Here is a 19,160-nt window from a genome sequence, read left to right as displayed (position 1 = left end):
TGCGCGAAGCATGACCGCGATGGAGTCCCGCTTTACCTCGATTTCGCGGGTGTTTTTCGTTTCGGCGGCGACGGCCGGTCTCGCTTCGCGGCAACCCGGTGCGCGGCTGCAAGCGCAGCTTGCGCCCATGCGACGAATTCGTCTGTTTCGTCGAACAGCCGGTCCGGCACGCGCCAGAATGCAAGATCGATGGTGTGGCCATGCTTCGCGTAGTTGAGCGGCGGGCTGGACGCGGCCTCCTTGAACGTCTCGCGGTTCTGCTCGTCGACCCGCACATAGAACGTGTTGTCCGTCACCATCCCGAGCATCACGCCGTCGCAGAACACGCCGGACTTGCCGAACATGCGCCGCATCGTGACGTGGCCGAGCGGCGCAAGCTGCTCGCGCAGGAATTCGGCAAAGGCGTCGCTGGCAACCATCCTCGGTTCTCTCGGGCGATCACAACCGACCGAATGATGGCCGGAACCTCGACGCCGAGCAAGCGCCGCTCACGTGAAACACCCCGGCGTGGCCGTCATGCGGCAACCTGCTCCGTGGGATCGGCGAGAACCTCGGTGACCGTTGCGATGTGAGCAAACCGTCCGGACAGCACGAGCTCGGTACGACGACGAATCTCGCTGGCGCTCCACACACGTCCCTCTGCATCGGTCATCGGGAAGGTCAACGTCGCCTCGCTGACAAAGCTCACCTTGTAGCCAAGATCCGACGCATGCCGCGTGGTTGTTTCGCTGCACTGCTCGGTGCGAATACCGGACACGATCAGGTGACGGATACCATTGCTCGTCAGCCAGACGTCGAGACCGGTACCGACCAGCGCGCTATGGCGGCGCTTCCGAAAGACCGCGTCCGGTTTGAGCTGCAGCGGCGCCAGCGTGGTCACGAAACCCGACGCTTCGGAGAAGGCGCCACTGTCTTCGATATGAAAGATTTGTACGACGGGAATGCCCTTGGCTTTTGCGCCATCGATGAGGGCCTGTTGGCGCTCGATGTAGGCCGCGAGGCCTTCGTCGCAGAAGTATGGCCGGTGACGAAAGGACTCTTGAGCGTCGATGACGATCAGGGCGGAGCTGGCGGCGGACAGATCGAGCGTTCCCATTGCCTGCATGAATGGAAGCCTGGTTCTCTCCGGTCAAAATGCTATCGCTGGACCAGGAGGAGATCGTTCACGCCAATCGTCTTCGGAACCCGGCGCGCAGTCCCCGCGATTGTGGATGTCTGTGAAGCCGGTGAAATTCGTTGAATGGCGAGGAGCATGCAGACGGCGCTCTCGCTTGCCGGGGTGGGGGAGGGCACCTGGATGCCCTCCCGACAATCCCGCTCAATTGCACCCGCAGCCATGCGAGCGGCCGCCGCCAAGGATACCAGAGAGGATGCTGGTATTCTTGAGGCTGATCGGCAGGATTGCCGATACGTTGGTCTTGTTGCCGTTCAGCACATTCACGCCGCCGCCCAGCACGTTCACATTGTTCAGTGCGTTGACGTTCAGCACCGAAACGGCGGTGGTGATCGGAGCCAGCACCGAGCCGATCAGTCCGCCGCCACCACCGCGGGGGCCACCCGTAGCTGACCGCGGCCTCGTGTGCCAACGCCGTGTCAAGCGATGCGAACGACAACGTCGTGTCCTGCACGGTGCGTGACGAGCCGAGGCCGAATGTCACGATTTCGGCGAGGGATTCATCGGCACCGCCGGCGCCTCGGTCCGGCAGGTCCGGCGTCCCGACGAAGTCCAGCCATGGGCGCTGAACCTGCAAATCGGTCTGCAGAAGAAACTCGATTTCGGCGACGTGCCGAAGCCGGCCGCCGACAAGGTCGCCGACGCCAAGCCGAAGACTGTACAGTAGGGACCGTCCAACAAGGGCACTCCATGTGCGCCGCAGCATGGTGCCGAGCTTGCCGTGTGGATCCGTACCGATCGCCGAACTGAAACGATCTGAAATATTCTGAAACCTGTCTCGCGCAATTGCGGCGGCTTTCAGCCCAAAAGCGTTGCGCGTCTGCAACGCCGCGCGCGCTCGGCGATCATGACCATCCTTTAATTTGCGTCGCGGCGACTTCTGGTCCTAGCTGGGCTGGGTGGCTATGGGGGGATCGGTGATCAGCCGCAGGGCACTTTCCGGACTGTTGATGACCCTGGTCGGGCCGGCCGCGGTTCGCGGCAACGACGCGCTGGGGCTCAGCCATTGCGATGGCGCGTGCGCGAACGTCGATTTGCCAAGCCTTGGCTACGATACGTTCTGCCGGTCGTTCTTCGACATTGCGACGGCTGGAAAGCTGAGACCTGACGCAACAGGGGCGGAGATCCGCCCGGAGATGAGATCGCTGTTCCGGCAGCGCCGCCTGTATCGGCCGTCGAGCGACGAGATTCAGGTCCTGTGGAAGCGGACGGAGGACGGCTTTTCGGTCACAAAGGTCGAGTTCAACCTGGAATGTGGAATTCCGGTGCGAGGATGTCTCGGCATTCCGGCTGGAGACATCAAGGGATTGATCCTGCTTGCGCACGGCATGGCCAGCACGCCGGAGCGCTGCTTCGTCGATGCCGATCCCGACTACATGAACGCTATCGGCAAGCGGCTGTGCGAGGATGGCTATGTCGTCTGGAGCCCGTACATCGTCCAGATCGGAAATCAGGAGAGCCAGAACAATATCGCGGCGATGCTGGCTTCCCACGGCGTCTCTGCCCACAACGTGTCATGTGCGTCGATCGAGGCGGGCGAATTCGTCTGCAGGAAACTGGTGGGCGCGTCCGCTCTGAACGTTGGCGTGTATGGCGTGTCCTGGGGTGCGCTGCTGGTGGTTCACCTCGAGGCCGCAACCGGACGCATGAGACCGACCGTTGCGTCCGGATATATGCGCGACGAGACGAAGTTTCTGATGTCTCCCATCATCAGCAAGAATTTGGGCATGGAGCTCGCCTCATACGTCCATTTCAGCAACAGCCGTACCAAATACATGGGCGGTCAGCTGGCTGATCTCGTCAGTCCATGCCCGCTCTTCTTCGAGCTGGGAAGTCACGACCTGGCAAACTCGATCGCGTATGGCAGGGACGAGACGTTCATGGAAATGCGATCCGTGTACGCGTCGTCCGATCATGCGCATTTGATCGGCATGACGGTGTTCGAAGGCAAGCACGAGGTCAGCGGCAAGAATGCACGGCTGTGGCTGCAACAGCGATTGGCGTCGCCGACCTATCAAGTCACGGCTCGTCTGAAGAACGCGATTGCGTTGTGAGCGCCACGGTCGCCATCGCCGCGGTCTGCCCGGCGCGGTGATCTGCGCGTAGCAGGCGGACACCTCCATCGTCCCTGTCAATTCGTCCCTGTCAATTCGAGCGAGTGGATGTTCGGGTGCCGGTTCCCGGCGCCGGACACGGGGGACGGCACCGTGACTGTCAAGCCCCTGATCGGCCGTGGGTCGGGTCAAAAATGCGGCACAGCGGTTACAGGATTGTCTGAGGCAGATTGAGCGCGTTATGATCCTCGGTAACGCCACGTGCTGATCCTCGTCTTTTCACGCTTCAGGGAAACTCGACGTCACATCCGCCATGTAGAGATTGCCGATAGCCGAAGGGCAGGACATATGAATGGCACGACAAGAACGTTCGGTCGAACGGCAGGCCTTCTCGTAACCGCGGGACTTGCGGTTGTGGGGATTTCGGCGGCCGATGCCCAAACGGCTGCCTCGGCGCCTCCGGCGGTCGGCGTGATCGAGGCGGTCAAGCGGCCGATCACCGAGTCCAACGAGTTTCTCGGACGAATCGAGGCCACCAATCGCGTCAACGTGGTCGCGCGCGTCACCGCCTTCCTCGAGAAGCGGAACTTCGTCGATGGCGCGGAAGTCAAGACCAGCGATCTGCTCTATCAGCTCGAGCGCGGTCCGTTCGAAGCCGACCTTGCATCGAAGAAGGCGCAGGTCGCCCAGCTGCAGGCGACGCTGGTCAACGCCAAGCTGACCCTGGACCGCGCCAAGGCCCTGCTCGCCGGCCCCGCCGGCCAGCAATCGACCGTTGATTCCGCGACCGCCAACCAGGAGAGCCTCGAGGCGCAGGTGCAGGCAGCGCAGGCGCAGGTCGATTTGTCCAAGATCAATCTGGATTACACCGAGATTCATTCGCCGATCGACGGCAAGATCGGGCGCACCGCGGTTACCGAGGGCAACGTCGTCACGCCGAGCTCGGGTACGTTGACGACCATCGTCAGCCAGGACCCGATGTATGTCACCTTCCCGGTGTCGGTGCGCGAATCGCTGACGCTGCGCGAGCGCTACGTGACGCGCGGAGGCTTCAAGGCGGTCGTCATCCGTATCAGGCTGACGGACGGCCGGCTCTATGACAAGGTCGGCGAACTGAATTTCGTCAACAACACCATCGCGCAGAACACCGACACGATTACGCTGCGCGGCACCATTCCCAACCCGGCCTTGTATAATGCCCCCGAGGCCGGCGGCGCGGTCCGCGAGCTCACCGACAACGAGTTCGTGACGGTCCTGCTGGAAGGCGTGGAGCCGGTCGAGGTGCTGGCGATCCCGCGCTCGGCAGTGCTGTCGGACCAGCAGGGCGAATATGTCTACGTCGTCGGTGCCGACAACAAGGCCGAGCAGCGGCGGATCAAGCTCGGGCAATCGACGTCGACGATCGCGGCGGTGACTGAAGGCATCTCGCTCGGCGACAAGGTGATCGTCGAGGGTCTACAGAAAGTGCGGGCAGGACAACCGGTCGCGCCGGGGCCGGCCAGCGCGCTGATCCAGTCGAGCATGAAGACCTCGGCCGAGAGCGGGGGCAGCACGAAACCGGCGGGCGCAACGCCATGATTTCCGCAGTCTTCGTCGATCGTCCGCGGCTTGCGATCGTCATCGCGTTCGTGATCACGATCGCGGGCGCGCTGGCGCTGATGCAGATCCCGGTGGCCCAATTCCCCGACATCGTGCCGCCACAGGTCACGGTGACAGCGGTATTTCCCGGCGCCTCCGCCGACGTGGTGGAATCGAGCGTCGCCCAACCGCTCGAAGCCCAGGTCGTGGGCGTCGACAAGATGCTCTACATGAAGTCGACCAGCGGCAATGACGGCAGCTATACGCTGACGGTCTCGTTCGCGCTCGGCAGCAATCCGGACATCAACACCGTCAACGTCAACAACCGGGTGCAGAGCGCGCTCGCGCAATTGCCGACCGAGGTGCAGGCGCAAGGCCTGGTCGTGCAGAAGAAATCCTCGGCGGTGCTGCAGTTCATCGTGCTGTACAGCAAGAGCGGCGAGCAGGACCCGCTGTTCATCACCAACTACGCCATCATCAACGTGCTGGACGCGATATCCCGCACGCCCGGTGTCGGACAGGCGTCGCTGTTCGCCAAGCTGAACTATTCGATGCGGATCTGGTTCGACACCCAGCGTCTCACCAGCCTCAATCTGGCGCCATCGGACGTGATCGCGGCGATCCGCGCCCAAAGCGTCCAGGCGCCGGTCGGCCGCATCGGCGCGCGCCCGATCAGCACCGATCAGCAGTTCCAGTTCAATGTGCAGACGCAGGGCCGCCTCACGACGTCAGCGCAGTTCGGCGAGATCGTGTTGCGGGCCAATCCGGACGGATCGGTGCTGCGGATCAGGGATGTCGCCCGCGTCGAGATCGGCGCGCAGAACATGGACTCCGAGTCGCGCATCGACGGCAATCCCGGCGTGCCGATGGGCATCTATCTCGCCCCCGGCGCCAATGCGGTGACGACGGCCAAGGCGGTCCAAGCCACGCTGGCAACGCTGTCGGAGCGGTTTCCGCCGGGCCTGACCTATCTCGTACAGTATGATTCCACGACCTTCGTCTCCGATACGATCACCGAGGTGATGAAGACGCTCGGCGAGGCCTTCGTGCTCGTCGTCATTGTGGTGTTCCTGTTCCTCGGCAATCTGCGCGCCACGATCATTCCGGCGGTGGCGGTTCCGGTCAGCCTGATCGGCGCTTTCGCGGTGCTGCTGGCGCTCGGTTACTCCGCCAACACGGTCTCGCTGCTGGCGATGGTGCTGGCTATCGGCATCGTGGTCGACGACGCCATCGTGGTGGTCGAGAACGTCGAGCGCGTCATGGAGGAAGAGCCGGAGCTGTCGCCGGCCGACGCCACCAAGAAGGCGATGACGCAGATCACTGCACCGATCATCGCGATCTCGCTGGTGCTGCTCTCGGTGTTCGTACCGATCGCCTTCATCCCCGGAATTTCCGGAACGCTGTTCCGTCAGTTCGCGGTGACGATCAGCGCGGCGATGGTGATCTCGGCGTTGAACGCGCTGACGCTGTCGCCGGCGCTTTGCGCCGTCTTCCTGCGCCACACCGGGCCGCGCCACGGCATCATGGGACGGGTGCTCGGCGGCATCGATTGGGTGCGCGACCGCTATGCCGGCGGGGTGCGGCGGCTTCTGCGCGTCGCGGTGCTTTCGCTGGTCGGCGTTCTGGTGTTCGCCGGCGCTATCTTCGGCGTGTCGCGGCTGACTCCGACCGGCTTCCTGCCCGAGGAGGACCAGGGCGCGTTCTTCATCGCCGTCCAATTGCCCGACGGCGCGTCGGTGGCGCGCACCAGCGAGGCGACCAAACAGGTCGAGGCGCTCTTGAAGAAGAACCCCGCGGTCGACCACGTGCTGTCGATCATCGGCTTCTCGCTGCTCGATGGCGCCAGCGAACCCAATTCGGCGTTCATGGTGGCGCGCATGAAGCCGTTCGCCGACCGCAAGGCGGTCACCGATTCGGTGCAGGCCGCGATCCGGCAGACCTTCATCGGGGGATCGCAGATCCGTCAGGCCTCGGTCCTGCCGTTCAACCTGCCGCCGATCATCGGGCTCTCGACCTCCGGCGGCTTCGAATATCAGCTCGACGCGCTGGAAGGGCAGGATCCGGCCTCCCTCGGCAGCGTGATGGGCGGGTTGATCGCCGCGGCCAACCGCGACCCGCGACTGACCCGCGTGTTCTCGACCTTCACCGCGACCAATCCGTCGGTTTATCTCGACATCGATCGGGCCAAGGCGCAGGCGCTCGGTCTCAACATGAGCGATGTCTTCACCGCGCTGCAGGCCACGCTCGGAGGCATCTATGTCAACAACTTCAACCTGTACGGCCGCACCTGGCAGGTCAATGTGCAGGGCGAGGCGGCCGACCGCGGCGACATCCCGGACATCTGGCAGATCTATGTGCGCAACGCGACCGGCGAGATGGTGCCGATCCGGTCGATCGCGTCCTTGCGGATCGTCACCGGTCCGCAAGTGATCACCCGCTACAACAATTTCCGCTCGGTTACCGTGAACGGCGGCCCGGCGGCGGGCGTGTCGTCGGGCACCGCGATCGCGGCCATGGCCGAGATCTCCAAGGCGACGCTGCCGGCCGGCTATTCCTACGAATGGACCGGCACCGCCTATCAGGAGCAGGCGGCCGCCGGCCAGACCGGCATTATCCTCGCGCTCGCGGTGCTGTTCGCCTATCTGTTCCTGGTGGCGCTATACGAGAGCTGGACGATCCCGATTCCCGTGCTGCTGGCGATCACGGTCGGCGTGTTCGGCTCCTATCTCGCGATCAAGCTCGCGGGGCTGAATCTCGATCTCTACGGCCAGATCGGCCTCGTCGTGCTGATCGCGCTCGCCGCCAAGAACGGCATCCTGATCGTGGAGTTCGCCAAGGAGCAACGCGAAGCCGGCATGCCGATCGTGGACGCCGCGCTGTTGGGATCGCAGATGCGCTTCCGCGCGGTCATGATGACCTCGATAGCCTTCATCCTCGGCCTGTTGCCGCTGGTGGTCGCAACCGGCGCCGCCGAAATCAGCCGCCGCGCCGTCGGAACGGCGGTGTTCGGCGGCATGCTCGCCGCAAGCTCGATCGGCATCTTCCTGGTGCCGATGCTCTACGTCACCTTCCAGCGCATGCGCGAGGGCGTGAAGAGCAGGTTCGGCGGCAAGGGCAAGGTGCCGGAGGCTCCGGCGCATTAGATCGTGATGCGATTACAGGAATCGCATCATGATCTAATCTCTTTGTTTGAGCATGATCTTTTCGGAGAACCGGGTTCCACTTTTCCGGATCATGCTTAGCTGACAGAGTGAAGTGCGGCTATACTGCCTCCTCTTCGACGGAGTTCCAGATTGAGTGTTGCCTTCATCAAGGAAGAGAGCGCCGAAACCGCGTCCGAGACGCTGTTGCCCGACCGTCCGATTTCACCGCATCCCAATCTGGTGACCGAGGCAGGGTTGAAAGCGTTGGAGGCTCAGTTCCGCCAGGCGCGTGACGCGCACGAGGCCGCGCAGCAGCTCGAGGACGTCAATGAGCGGCGACGGCAGTCGGCAGCTCCCTTGCGCGACGCACGATACTTCGCGGAAAGGCTGCGCACAGCCCAGGTCGTCCCCGATCCTGCTTCAACCGAAACAGTTGCCTTTGGAAGCACGGTGACTTTCAGCCGCGCTGACGGGCGCGTGCAGACCTATCGCATTGTGGGAGAGGACGAGGCCGATCCCAAGGCCGGCTCGATTTCCTTTGCGTCTCCGGTCGCGAAGTCGCTGATGGGCAAGGGCGTGGGAGACGTGGTGGGGTCGGGCAATCAGGAACTCGAAATTGTTGCGATCGCCTGAGCGGTCAACCACCACCCTCACGCATACGACCGCATGATGCCTTCGGTCGCCAGCTGTCGAAACATCGAATCGATCTGCCGAGGCGGCAGCTTTGCGCCACCGTCCAACCACCAGGTCATCACGGCCATGAAGGCACCAACGACATACTGGACGACGACGTCGCGCGGGATAATTTCCGCCGACGTCTTGTCAACGGTTGCCGCCAGTTCATTGCGCACCAGGTCCGACAGGATCTGGCGAATGGTTCCGAGCGCGATGGCGCCGCCGCGACCGCCAACCAGCGCTTTGTAGAGATCGATATGACCATGGGCATGTTCGATCTTTGCTGTCTCCTGATTTCGCCAGATCCTCCTTCTGGGCGCGAGTTCGCGCTCACGGCGCATGTTACCGGCTCGGTCGGCCTGCTCGGTGCGATCGCGGGCTTTCTGGTTCTCGCGATCGCCGGTCTGATCAGTCATGATGCGCCGACGGTGCGCGCGGCCTACCCTTCGATGCAGTTGATCAACCAGTTCGCGATCGTCCCATTGGCATCCGTTTCGTTGCTGACCGGACTTATCCAGTCGCTGGGCACGCCCTGGGGTTTGTTCCGACACTACTGGGTCCTGATCAAATTCTTGCTGACGGCGTTTGCCATTGCGGTGTTGCTGTCCAAGATGAAGCTGATTGGTTACGCCGTCGGCCTGGCCGCGGAGACCACATTGCCGCGTGCCGAGCTTCGCGCGGTCGGGGCCCAACTCGTGCTTCATGCCGCCGGTGGTCTGCTGGTCCTGCTCGTGCCGGCAGTCCTCTCAGTGTACAAGCCGCCGGGCAGGACCCGCTACGGATGGCGAAGACGGTTTGAGCAGTGCTCGCCATCGTAAGCGATCGCAAGCACGCAGCGTTCGGCCCGTGAGTTCCTTTATCTTTCAGTAAGCACGTTGGCGCTAGAGTCGGTCGATGAGTTGCGTCGGAGTGGCCAGGTGATCGATTTTGATGAACTGCGGGATCTCGCAGCGGACGTTCGTATTTTCATCGAGGCCTCTGACGACAAGGCAAGCGCGCTGCGGGCGGTCATTACGGCCTACGACGTCGTCGTCGGCATCTTTCCCTCGCAGAGCGGAACCGACCTTCACGTCATCAAAGGCCGCGAGGTTCTCGATCACATCGCCCGTTCGCAGACCGCAGACGATTACACCCACACCGCGATCGCGTTCCAGAATCGCGACCAGGCGATCGCGCTTCAGCAGGCAATTGCCGCCTAGTTACGGGTTCATCTGATCGCGGCGGCGTCGCGCGCACGTTCGCGCGTTGGTTAAGCCGTCTGTCTGCGCCAGCAAAGGGTACAGCGCCGCTGGCGCAACCATCAGAGCGGTCCTCCATCGGATTCAAGATCAAGCAGTTGCTCGATCAACTGACGCTTGCGGATGACCGAGAGCGCTCCCGCATCGAGCATGACCTCAGGCGCCAGCGGTCGCGTGTTGTAGTTTGAAGACATGGTCGCGCCATAGGCCCCCGCGTCGCGCAGGATCGCGATGTCGCCAACCTCCGGCAGCGGGAGTTCGCGGAACTCGACGAAGCCGCCATCATGCTGGGTGAAGACGTCGCCCGCTTCGCAGAGCGGCCCGGCAACCGCGATGGGACGGATCGGACCGGCAACCGGCGCACCGGCTCGCGTGACAAAGCAGATGTCGTGGTGACTGCCGTAAAGGATGGGGCGGGCCAGTTCGTTGAAGCCCGCATCCAGCAGCACGAAATGGTTGCCGGCCACATTCTTGACCGCGCGAACCTCGGCGACGAGAAGCCCGGCATTGCCCACGAGGTATCGGCCTGGCTCCAATTCGAGGCGTATCCGGCCACCCGTGATCCGCTCGGCCTCGAGCCTGGTCTTGTTCCATGCTGCATAATATTCGGCGATATCGATCTCCGGTTCGCCCGGCCGATAAGGTACCGAGAGCCCGCCGCCCGCCGAGATTGCCAACAGAGGCCGATTGGCGCGCCGCACGGCATCCAGCATGCTGTCGCAGACACGATGCAAGTGCGCATAGTCGACGCCCGAGCCGATATGCATGTGAAGTCCGATCAGGGATAGTCCGTATTCGTCGACGAGACGCAGGCTGTCCTCGAACTCCTCGTGCCAGATTCCATGCTTGCTCGAAGGACCACCCGTGTTGGTCTTGCGGTTGTGACCATGTCCGAAGCCTGGATTGATCCTGAGCCAAACCGGATGGCCGCGCCCCACGCGACCGAGTTGCCTCAGCATGTCAGGCGATCCGCAATTGACGGGAATTCCCAGTGCGAGGACGCGCGCCAGCGTCGCCTCGTCGATGATGTCGGCGGTAAACACGATGTCATGCGCGGTCGTGCCGGGCACGTAGCCTGCCCGCAGCGCGCGTTCGATCTCGCCGAGGGAGACGGCGTCGACCGCGACCCCCATCGACCGGAGCAGGCGCAGGATATGCGTGTTGCTGTTGGCCTTTTGGGCGAAGCGGACGCAATCGAATCCCGACAATTGCCTGACCCGCTGCCGTATCGGCTCGGCTTCGTAGAGCCAAAGTGGCGTGCCCACGCGTTGAGCGGATGTGAGCGCGGCGTTGATCAGGTCCGGCCGCAGGGATTGTGGTCTCGTCACGAACAGCTCTTCCGTCTGGGGTAATGGCCGAAAGTGGTTCGGCCATACGTGGCTCGAGGGAAAGCGCAGGCGATCTCGCCCCGCAGCATTTCGGCCTGTTCGGGTGCATTAATCAAGACTTATGCAAGCGCGCGAGCGTTGCGGACGCCAAACTGAAGGGGTCGAAAAGCGTGCTGCCGCGTACTCTCGCCGCGGCCTCAAGCGCTAAAACGGCGGGTTCTGGTATGCCCAGTTTTGGAATGTAATGGCGCACCCGACACGATTCGAACGTGTGACCTTTGCCTTCGGAGGGCAACGCTCTATCCAGCTGAGCTACGGGTGCGTACAGGGGTTCATTTAGCTGATTGGTCCTCTGTCGGCAACGGCCTTGGCGGGCCGCCGGGAGGCTTTAAACTGGTCCTCCAAACATGACCGCGCGCGCGAAAACGGCTGTGTTTCGAGGGAGATCGTCATGCAGCCGCCGGAATTTGGCGGGTATCTGCCCGATCCTCGCGGCGAACAATCGCGGGCGGCTGGCGGCTTGAGAATCGGTGAAACGCCTTTCCAAAAGTTCACGGGTGAACAAGCGCCCGATGCGCCATGATCAAGCCCGATCCCATCTTTCCCGCGGGCACAGCATTGACGGAGCACCCACCATGCATCACCGAGTCTGGCTTGCGGCATTGACGCTGCTTGTCGCGATGGCGGCTCGCGCCCCTGCCGCGCCGATGACGGAAGACGTCGAGCGTCACGATAAGCCGGTCAAGGAGATCGCCAGCGCGCGCATCGCGGTCGGCACCGCGACATTCCCACTCTATCTGTCGGCGGACTGGTCCAAGCCGCTGCCGGACATCATGCGCGCCGTCCTTGTACTCCATGGCGCGCTGCGTAATGCCGACGATTATTTCCGTTCCGCGCTGGAGGCACAGGCCGCCGCCGGCGATGCCGGCAAGAGCACGCTGATGATCGCGCCGCAATTCCTCGTCGAATCCGACGTGAATGCCTTCAAGCTGCCGGCCGACACGCTGCGCTGGAGTCTCTATGGCTGGGAGGGCGGCGATCCCGCGCTCGGGCCGGGCCCGGCGAGTTCGTTCGACGCGCTCGACGCCATCCTGGCGAAGCTCGGCGACCGCACGCTGTTTCCGAACCTGAAGCAGGTCGTGGTGTTCGGCCATTCCGGTGGCGGGCAGGTGGTGCAGCGCTATGCGATCGCGACGAAGGGCGATCAGCCGCTGCTGCATGAAGGCATCGGTGTGCGCTTTGTGGTCGCTAACCCGTCCTCATATGCCTATTTCAGCAAGGATCGGCCGGATACTGCGATCGCGGCGAGCTGCCACGGTTACAACGACTGGAAGTTCGGCATGGACGAGCGTCCGCCCTATCTCGCCGAGCCAACGCCAGCCGCACTGGAGCAGGCCTACGTCGCGCGGCGCGTCATCTATCTCTTGGGAACGCTCGACACCAATCCGAACCATCCCGCACTCGACAAATCCTGCATGGCCGAAGCCGAAGGACCGTATCGTTACGCGCGCGGCCACGCCTATGTCGCGGTCATGCAGGCCCGCGACAACGGCACGCCGAACCACAGCGAATGGGATGTGCCCGGCGTAGGCCATGAGGGCGGCAAGATGCTGACCTCGCCCTGCGGCCTGACCGCGGTGTTCGATATTCCCGGCTGCGCGGCCGCGCGCTGATCTTGCGCGCACCTAGATGTGAGACGTTGTCGGTGGCAAGCGCGATCGATGCGGCCTACATTTGTATGCAGGACGACGACCTGCAGCCCGATGGAGGACAGCATGAGAGGATCTTTGCTCGCGGTTCTGACGGCAGTTACGTTGCTAGGCTGTGGCTCGGCCAACGCCGCAGACGAATGCGGCGCCGGTTGCCACAGCACCGCGATGGGCGCTTGCGTGATTGACGGCTGGGGCACCGGCGCACGCGTCAGGAACGAATGCCCTGCCACCTCGCGCGCCCGTCCTCCCTGCGGTGGCCATGGGTTCATCTGGAGGCGCGATTACCAGGCTTGCTCCCAGACGACGAAGGATTGGCTCTAAAGCCTTTCCTACGCCGCCCTGATCGAACTCAGGAAGCTACCGACGCCGCGTTTGAGCCGGGCGCTCTCATTGGCCAGGGATTGCGCGGCCGCCTGCACCTGAGCAGAGGCCCCACCGGTTTCCGCCGCGCCGCGCTGCACGTCCACGATGCTGGCTTCGACCTGCGAGGTGCCTGCGGCGGCACGTTGCACGTTGCGGGAAATCTCCTGGGTGGCCGAGCCCTGCTGCTCGACCGACGACGAGATCGATGCTGAAATCTCCGAGATGCGCCCGATCGTCGTGCCGATTTCCTTGATGGCCGCAACAGAATCCTGGGTTGCCGACTGAATGTCCGAGATCTGCTGGCTGATCTCGTCGGTCGCCTTCGCGGTCTGCTCGGCAAGCGACTTCACTTCAGAGGCCACCACCGCAAAGCCTCGACCGGCGTCGCCGGCGCGGGCGGCCTCGATGGTCGCGTTCAGCGCCAGCAGGTTGGTCTGTCCGGCGATCGTCTGGATCAGATCGACCACGTCGCCGATGCGGCTTGCGGCCTTCGACAATTCGCCGATACGGATATCGGTCTTCTGTGCCTGCGCCACCGCCTCGCCGGCGATACGCGCGGACGCTCCGACCTGGCGGCTGATCTCGCCGATCGAGGCTGCAAGTTCTTCGCTCGCGGCCGCCACCGAATGCACGTTCGAGGAGGCCTCGCCGGATGCATTGGAGGCGCGGCCGCTGACCCGCTCGACGGTGTCGGCGGTTTTCGACAGCGTCGTCGAGGATTGCTCGAGCTGACCGGCGGCGACCGACACCATCTCGATGATCTCGCCGACCTCGCTTTCGAACTGATCGGCAAGACGGTTCATGTCGATCTTTCGTGTCGCGGCCTGGTTCTGCTCTGCGGCCGCCTGTTGCGCGCGCAGGCGGTTGGTTTCGAGCATCGCGTCCCGGAATACCTGCACGGTGCGCGCCATCTCGCCGATCTCGTCGCGGCGGTCTGCATGCGATACCGGCGCGTCAAGCTGACCGGCGCTGAGCGACGCCATCCGCTCCTTCAGGCTCGACAGCGGCTTCACCACGCTGCGCCCGACAGCCCAGGCGATCAGGATCGAGATCAGCATCAGCACGGCGATGACGCCGGAGGCCATCTGCACCATCGACCAGAACGAGGTATCGACCTCCGACATGTATTCGGCCGACCCGATCATCAGGTTCCACGGTGCGAAGCCACGCGTGAAGGCGACCTTGTCGAGCGGGGTGGCATCGCTGCCGCTGCGGCGGAATGCGTAGCGCAGGGTGCCCTGGCCCTTCTTCGCCAGCTCCATCAGCATGACCGCGAAGGGCAGGCCATTGGCGTCCTTGTTGGGGCGCATGTCCTTGCCGACGAACTGCGGAATGCCGGGGTTGGAAACGCAAAGCCCGGTCTCGTAGTCGTAGATGAAGACGTAGTTGGTGTGGTCTTCGTACCAGACGGAATTGTTGGCCTCCAGGAAGCGCTTCCTGGCTTCCTCTTCGGTCATCTGGCCGGCCTTGTAGGCCTTGTAATAGCCGTCGGCGAGATTCCACGCCACGTCGACGATGGCATGTGCCTTCTCGGTGCGCTCCGTGACGAGCTGGCCCCGGGCAATCCAGAGAACGGTGGATGCCACCAGCGCCATGCAAATCGCGCCGACCACGGTCATGATCGCAAGCTTGGTCCCGATCGAGCGGAACGAAAACGGGGTCTTGAGGACCGGCATTCTGCCTCTTCGATGTGCTGAGAACGCCGCCCAGGAACCGGGCGGCAGACTGTCCATGAGGTAGGATGCGGCAAAATAGAATGAATTCGTTAAGAACTGAGTTAACAAAGTGACCGTCGTGCCACGGCGGGGGCTCAATCAGGCGCGGCCAGGCCGCGATGTGAGCCGCCAGCCCGGCGGCTCATCGTCAAGAGGCCCCTCGCTCCCGATCATCACGCCGGCACGATGACCTTGCCGATCGGCCACAGCGCGATGCCGGCGAGCTTGAGATGGGCCCAGGCGAAGGGGATGCCGATGATGGTGACCGCGAGCAGGATCGCGGTGATCAGGTGTCCGATCGCAAGCCACCAGCCGGCCAGGATGAACCAGATCAGATTGCCGATCAGGCCAAGCGGCCCGGTGCCGAGGTCGCCCTGGCCGGTCAGTTCATCGCGGCGTACCGCGCGCGAACCGAACGGCAGCAGCGTATAAACCGCGATGTTGAAGGCGGCGCGCGCCCAGGGCAGGCCGATGATGGTGATGGCCATGATCACGGCGGCAACCAGCCAGCCGAACGCCATCCAGGCCCCACCGAGTAGAATCCAGAAGATGTTCAGGAGGATAGAGACCGGCTGCATCGATGAGACCTTCGCGTCGGGTGAGACCACGCTCAATATAGGCCTGCGGCGAGCGGTACGGTAGGGATGAGGTTAGGTCGAATAGCGGCGGCGAAGGAGCTGTATTCCCTCTCCCGCTTGCGGGAGAAGGCCACAAACGCCATACGCGATCGTCTGGAGCGAAGGGCGCTTGCGAGATTTCGGAATAATGGAATAATACCGCTGAGTTGCCCGACATGTCAAGTTGTCATGTCGAGCGCCGGGAGCCGCCGGCTACTTTGCATGGGGTTGTTTTCGATATTTTGGCAGTACGCCCCGAGCCTGCCACGGGATCGATTGCTCTACGCGATCGCGCGTGCCTTTTGGCCGCGAGAAGCGAGCAACGACCTGAGTTCGGCAGCGGGCTTCGGGGCGCTGAACAGATAGCCCTGCATCTCGGTGCAGCCGAGATGGCGCAGCAGGTCGCGCTGCTGTTCGGTCTCCACACCTTCCGCTGTCGTGGTCATGTCGCGCGAGGCGGCGATGTTGACCACCGACTGCACGATCGTCGCCGAGCCGTCGACCGCGATGTCGCTGATGAAAGAGCGGTCGATCTTGATCTTGTCGAACGGGAAGCGCTTCAGGTAGCTCAGCGACGAATAGCCGGTGCCGAAATCGTCGAGTGCGATCCTGACGCCGATGTCGCGGAGCTGGTGCAGGATCGCCAGCGCCACGTCGTCGTCGCCGATCAGCACCGCCTCGGTGATCTCGAGCTCGAGCCTGTCAGGGTTCAGGCCGGAGGCGGCGAGCGCGCTGGCGACCTTCAGCGCCAGCGTGGCATTCTTCAACTGGATGGGGGAGACGTTGACGGCAAGGCGGATGTTGTTCGGCCAGGTCGCAGCCTCCATGCACGCGGTCCGCAGCACCCACTCGCCGAGCTCGACGATCAGGCCGGTGTCCTCCGCGACGGGGATGAATTCAGCCGGCGAGACCATGCCGCGCTCGGCATGGCGCCAGCGCAGCAGCGCCTCGCAGCCGGTCACCTCGTCGCTGTCGAGGCCGAGCAGCGGCTGGTAATAAATCTCGAAGGCGCCGTCGATCATCGCCTGCCGCAGATCCTGCTCCATCCTCAGCCGTGCCCTTGCGTTGGCGCCCATCTCCGGCTCGAAGAAGCGATGGGTGCGGCGGCCTTCCGCCTTGGCGTCATACATGGCGATGTCCGCGTTGCGGATCAGCTGATCGAGGTCGGTGCCATCCCGCGGCGCCAGCGCGACGCCGATGCTGGCGTCGGTCGACAAATGATGGCCGAGACAGTCGCAGGGCTGCCGGATCGCGTGGTGGACGCGGGCGACGAAACCCTCAACGTCCTCGGTGCCGCCGATCGCGGTCTGGATCACCGCGAACTCGTCGCCGCCGAGCCGCGCGATCAGGTCGCCATGCTTCAGGCAGGCCTTGATGCGGCCGGCAATGGTCTTGAGCAGATCGTCGCCGACGTGATGGCCGAGCGAGTCGTTGATGCCCTTGAATTCGTCGATATCGATGTAGAGCAGCGCGAATTGCCCGCCGTGCTTCGCCTTCTCCAGCTCACGCTCGATTTGATCGCGAAATAGGACGCGGTTCGGCAGGTCGGTCAGTGCGTCGTAATGGGCGAGGTGCGCGATCTTCTCGTTGGCGCGCCGCTGTTCGGTCACGTCGTCGATGACGTTGATGACGTAGCGCGGTTCGCCCGCCTCGTCGCGGATACCGATGCGCTTCGAGATGACATAGCGGTGACCGCCGGTTGGCGTTTTCCAGGTCTGCTCGGCCACGAACAGCTCGTCGGGCGAGCGCAGCACACGGTCGTCGTCGCGGGTGACGATGTCGGCGTCCGACGCCGGAACAATGTCAAAGGCGGTCTTGCCGACGATCGTCTTGCCCGCCTCCGCGAACACGTCCTCGGCAATTCGGTTGACCAGGAGATATTGCCTCGTGAGGGCATCCTTCACCGTGATCTGCGACGGGATATGGTCGATGATCTGGCGCAGGAAGGTGTAGTTGCGGTCACGCTCCTGCTCGAGGTTGCGCCGCTCGGTGATGTCCTCGATGGTGGCGACCCAGCCGCCATGGGCCAGCGGCCGGTTGATGATCGAGAAGCAGCGCCCGTCGACGGATGAGGTGATGATCTCCGCCACCTTGCCGGCAGCCATGTTGGTTCGGACCATGGTGCAGAATTCATCGACGTCGCCGTCGAAAGATCCGGTCGCCCTGCGCTGCTGCATCAATTCCTCGATGCTGTGGCCGGGCTTGACGACATCGGCCGACAGCCAGCACATGTCGAGATAGCGCTGGTTGCACACCACCACGCGTGCGTTGGCGTCGAACAGCACGAGGCCCTGGATCATGTTGTTGAGCGCGGTGTCGAGCTGCTGCCGCTCCGACTCCAGCCGCTGCTGCGCCTCGCGGTTCTGCCGCATGATCTGCCTGACAAGGACGAACAGCACCAGGGCGACGATAACAGCGGCGAGTGTGGCGACGGAGACCAGGAAGCGGGTTTGCGCCCGCCAGTCGCCGAGCGCCGCCTCCACCGTGTTGGTGGCGACCACGACTGCCGGAAAATGCGTGAGCCTGACGGCCGAGCCGAGCCGGTCAATGCCGTCGATCGGGCTGGCCAGACGCCGCGTGTGCTGGCCGCCCTGCCGCGCAACGAGATCGACCAATGGGGCATTGTCGAGCTTCCTGCCGATCATCGCCTCGACATGCGGATAGCGCGCGAGCATGATGCCGTCGGTTTGGAACATCGTGATCGCGGCACTCGCACCCGGCGCCACCGAGGCAAAGAACTTCTCGTAGTTCAGGGGATCGATGCGCCGGGTCATGACGCCGAGGAATGTGCCGTCCGGTCCGCTCAGGCGATGGGCGATTACGGTGCTGAGGCCGCCGATGATCAGGCTGCGCAGGGTTTCGATGCGCACCGGCTCCGGATGCGCATTGAACTTGAAGCTCTTGAAGTAGTCGCGTTCGGCGATATTCAGCTTGGCCGGCGGCGGCAGATCGCCCGACCAGGTGATGGCCTTTCCGTCGGCATCGAACAGCACGAGGTGGCCGAGGAACGAGACCGCCTTGGTCTTCAGCATCTGATGAGTTTCCGGCGTCGACATCTTCGCGCGGAACGCCTCCGGCGAGGTGATCTCGGAAATCCTCAACTTCTCGATCATGTTCGAGGCGATGATGTCGGAATCCTCGAACTGCTGATCGAAATGGCGGGCGAGCAGCAGAACGGTGTTCTCCAGCTCGCGCTCGCTGTTGGCGAGGGCGCGCTCGCGGTATTCACCGACCATCATGATGGTGCCGGCGAAGATCGCTGATACCAGCAGGGCGCCGCAGACGGTCAGCCACAGCACCGGCCCGCGGATGGTCGCAGCGATCCGCCAGTTCACACTCTGTCCCGATGGGACGCCCGCCTGCCCCTGCATCGATCCACGCATTTCTCATCCCCTGGATGCCATGCATACGCTGCGGAGTTCGCACAAGCGGTTAGGAAAACCGGTTACTCGTCGCTTAATTGGAGGGGCGGGATTCTGAACATGATGGTTGCAGGGGGGCTGCCGCCATCGGCGGTATTCGGTTGCATCCGGGTCGACCGCGATTAAGCTCGCCCGACAAGG

16 protein-coding genes and 1 tRNA gene are annotated in these 19,160 nt (G+C 63.5%); 8 read left to right on the top strand and 9 right to left on the bottom strand.

What is annotated here, in order from left to right; all coding sequences use genetic code 11:
• Positions 1–32: 32 nt before the first annotated feature.
• The 3 genes from UP10_RS04705 to UP10_RS04695 all read right to left on the bottom strand — a co-directional run bounded on the left by UP10_RS04705 (position 33) and on the right by UP10_RS04695 (position 1,519).
• Positions 33–419: a TfoX/Sxy family protein gene (locus tag UP10_RS04705; RefSeq protein WP_044586230.1), complete on the bottom strand. Its 387-nt coding sequence runs from the start codon at positions 417–419 to the stop codon at positions 33–35.
• Between the two features lie 95 nt (positions 420–514).
• Positions 515–1,096 (bottom strand): cysteine hydrolase family protein, encoded by a 582-nt coding sequence (locus UP10_RS04700; RefSeq protein WP_197086749.1) that lies wholly within the window; start codon positions 1,094–1,096, stop codon positions 515–517.
• A gap of 222 nt (positions 1,097–1,318) precedes the next feature.
• Positions 1,319–1,519, bottom strand: a complete 201-nt coding sequence (locus UP10_RS04695; protein ID WP_044586229.1) for a hypothetical protein — start codon at positions 1,517–1,519, stop codon at positions 1,319–1,321.
• 572 nt (positions 1,520–2,091) lie between these two features.
• Here UP10_RS04695 and UP10_RS04690 point away from each other — a divergent pair.
• From UP10_RS04690 to greA, 4 genes are all read left to right on the top strand, one after another.
• Complete coding sequence (locus tag UP10_RS04690; RefSeq protein ID WP_156179667.1) at positions 2,092–3,228, top strand: hypothetical protein; 1,137 nt, start codon at positions 2,092–2,094, stop codon at positions 3,226–3,228.
• Between the two features lie 348 nt (positions 3,229–3,576).
• Positions 3,577–4,806: an efflux RND transporter periplasmic adaptor subunit gene (locus UP10_RS04685; RefSeq protein WP_082076986.1), complete on the top strand. Its 1,230-nt coding sequence runs from the start codon at positions 3,577–3,579 to the stop codon at positions 4,804–4,806.
• The gene (locus UP10_RS04680; protein ID WP_044586227.1) at positions 4,803–7,949 is read left to right on the top strand and encodes an efflux RND transporter permease subunit; all 3,147 of its coding nucleotides are present in this window, start codon (positions 4,803–4,805) and stop codon (positions 7,947–7,949) included. The genes UP10_RS04685 and UP10_RS04680 overlap by 4 nt, the downstream gene beginning before the upstream one ends.
• Positions 7,950–8,099: 150 nt before the next feature.
• Entirely contained in the window at positions 8,100–8,582 is a 483-nt protein-coding gene (gene greA, locus UP10_RS04675; RefSeq protein WP_044586226.1) for a transcription elongation factor GreA, read from the top strand.
• A 17-nt stretch (positions 8,583–8,599) separates the two neighbouring features.
• Here the strand turns inward: greA and UP10_RS45715 are convergent, their stop codons facing one another.
• Positions 8,600–9,328, bottom strand: coding sequence for a TetR-like C-terminal domain-containing protein (locus tag UP10_RS45715; protein WP_156179666.1), 729 nt, complete (start codon positions 9,326–9,328; stop codon positions 8,600–8,602).
• Positions 9,329–9,541: 213 nt separating this feature from the next.
• On the opposite strand from UP10_RS45715, the gene UP10_RS04660 reads away from it, so the two are divergent.
• On the top strand, positions 9,542–9,823 hold the full coding sequence (locus tag UP10_RS04660; protein ID WP_044586224.1) for a hypothetical protein: 282 nt from the start codon (positions 9,542–9,544) through the stop codon (positions 9,821–9,823).
• A gap of 101 nt (positions 9,824–9,924) precedes the next feature.
• On the opposite strand, the gene lysA is transcribed toward UP10_RS04660, so the two are convergent.
• Together lysA and UP10_RS04650 are read right to left on the bottom strand one after the other, a co-directional pair.
• Positions 9,925–11,190, bottom strand: coding sequence for a diaminopimelate decarboxylase (gene lysA / locus UP10_RS04655; protein WP_044586223.1), 1,266 nt, complete (start codon positions 11,188–11,190; stop codon positions 9,925–9,927).
• Between the two features lie 245 nt (positions 11,191–11,435).
• A tRNA-Arg gene (locus UP10_RS04650) sits at positions 11,436–11,512 on the bottom strand.
• Between the two features lie 129 nt (positions 11,513–11,641).
• Between UP10_RS04650 and UP10_RS46320 the strand changes: the two genes are divergently transcribed.
• The 3 genes from UP10_RS46320 (at position 11,642) to UP10_RS46615 (ending at position 13,223) form a co-directional block, all read left to right on the top strand.
• Positions 11,642–11,773 carry a hypothetical protein gene (locus UP10_RS46320; protein ID WP_283807622.1) on the top strand — a complete coding sequence of 44 codons (132 nt, stop codon included), beginning with the start codon at positions 11,642–11,644 and terminating at the stop codon, positions 11,771–11,773.
• A gap of 52 nt (positions 11,774–11,825) precedes the next feature.
• Positions 11,826–12,863: a hypothetical protein gene (locus UP10_RS04645; protein ID WP_044586222.1), complete on the top strand. Its 1,038-nt coding sequence runs from the start codon at positions 11,826–11,828 to the stop codon at positions 12,861–12,863.
• A gap of 102 nt (positions 12,864–12,965) precedes the next feature.
• Positions 12,966–13,223: a hypothetical protein gene (locus tag UP10_RS46615; RefSeq protein ID WP_502692161.1), complete on the top strand. Its 258-nt coding sequence runs from the start codon at positions 12,966–12,968 to the stop codon at positions 13,221–13,223.
• 8 nt (positions 13,224–13,231) lie between these two features.
• On the opposite strand, the gene UP10_RS04640 is transcribed toward UP10_RS46615, so the two are convergent.
• From UP10_RS04640 to UP10_RS04630, 3 genes are all read right to left on the bottom strand, one after another.
• Positions 13,232–14,941: a methyl-accepting chemotaxis protein gene (locus UP10_RS04640; RefSeq protein WP_044586221.1), complete on the bottom strand. Its 1,710-nt coding sequence runs from the start codon at positions 14,939–14,941 to the stop codon at positions 13,232–13,234.
• A gap of 212 nt (positions 14,942–15,153) precedes the next feature.
• Positions 15,154–15,558 carry a YccF domain-containing protein gene (locus tag UP10_RS04635; protein ID WP_044586482.1) on the bottom strand — a complete coding sequence of 135 codons (405 nt, stop codon included), beginning with the start codon at positions 15,556–15,558 and terminating at the stop codon, positions 15,154–15,156.
• A 320-nt stretch (positions 15,559–15,878) separates the two neighbouring features.
• Complete coding sequence (locus UP10_RS04630) at positions 15,879–18,980, bottom strand: bifunctional diguanylate cyclase/phosphodiesterase (RefSeq protein WP_044586220.1); 3,102 nt, start codon at positions 18,978–18,980, stop codon at positions 15,879–15,881.
• Positions 18,981–19,160 lie beyond the last annotated feature (180 nt).

Source organism: Bradyrhizobium sp. LTSPM299 (assembly GCF_000938235.1).
Classification (GTDB): Bacteria; Pseudomonadota; Alphaproteobacteria; order Rhizobiales; family Xanthobacteraceae; genus Bradyrhizobium.
This window is presented reverse-complemented; position numbering and strand designations above follow the sequence as displayed.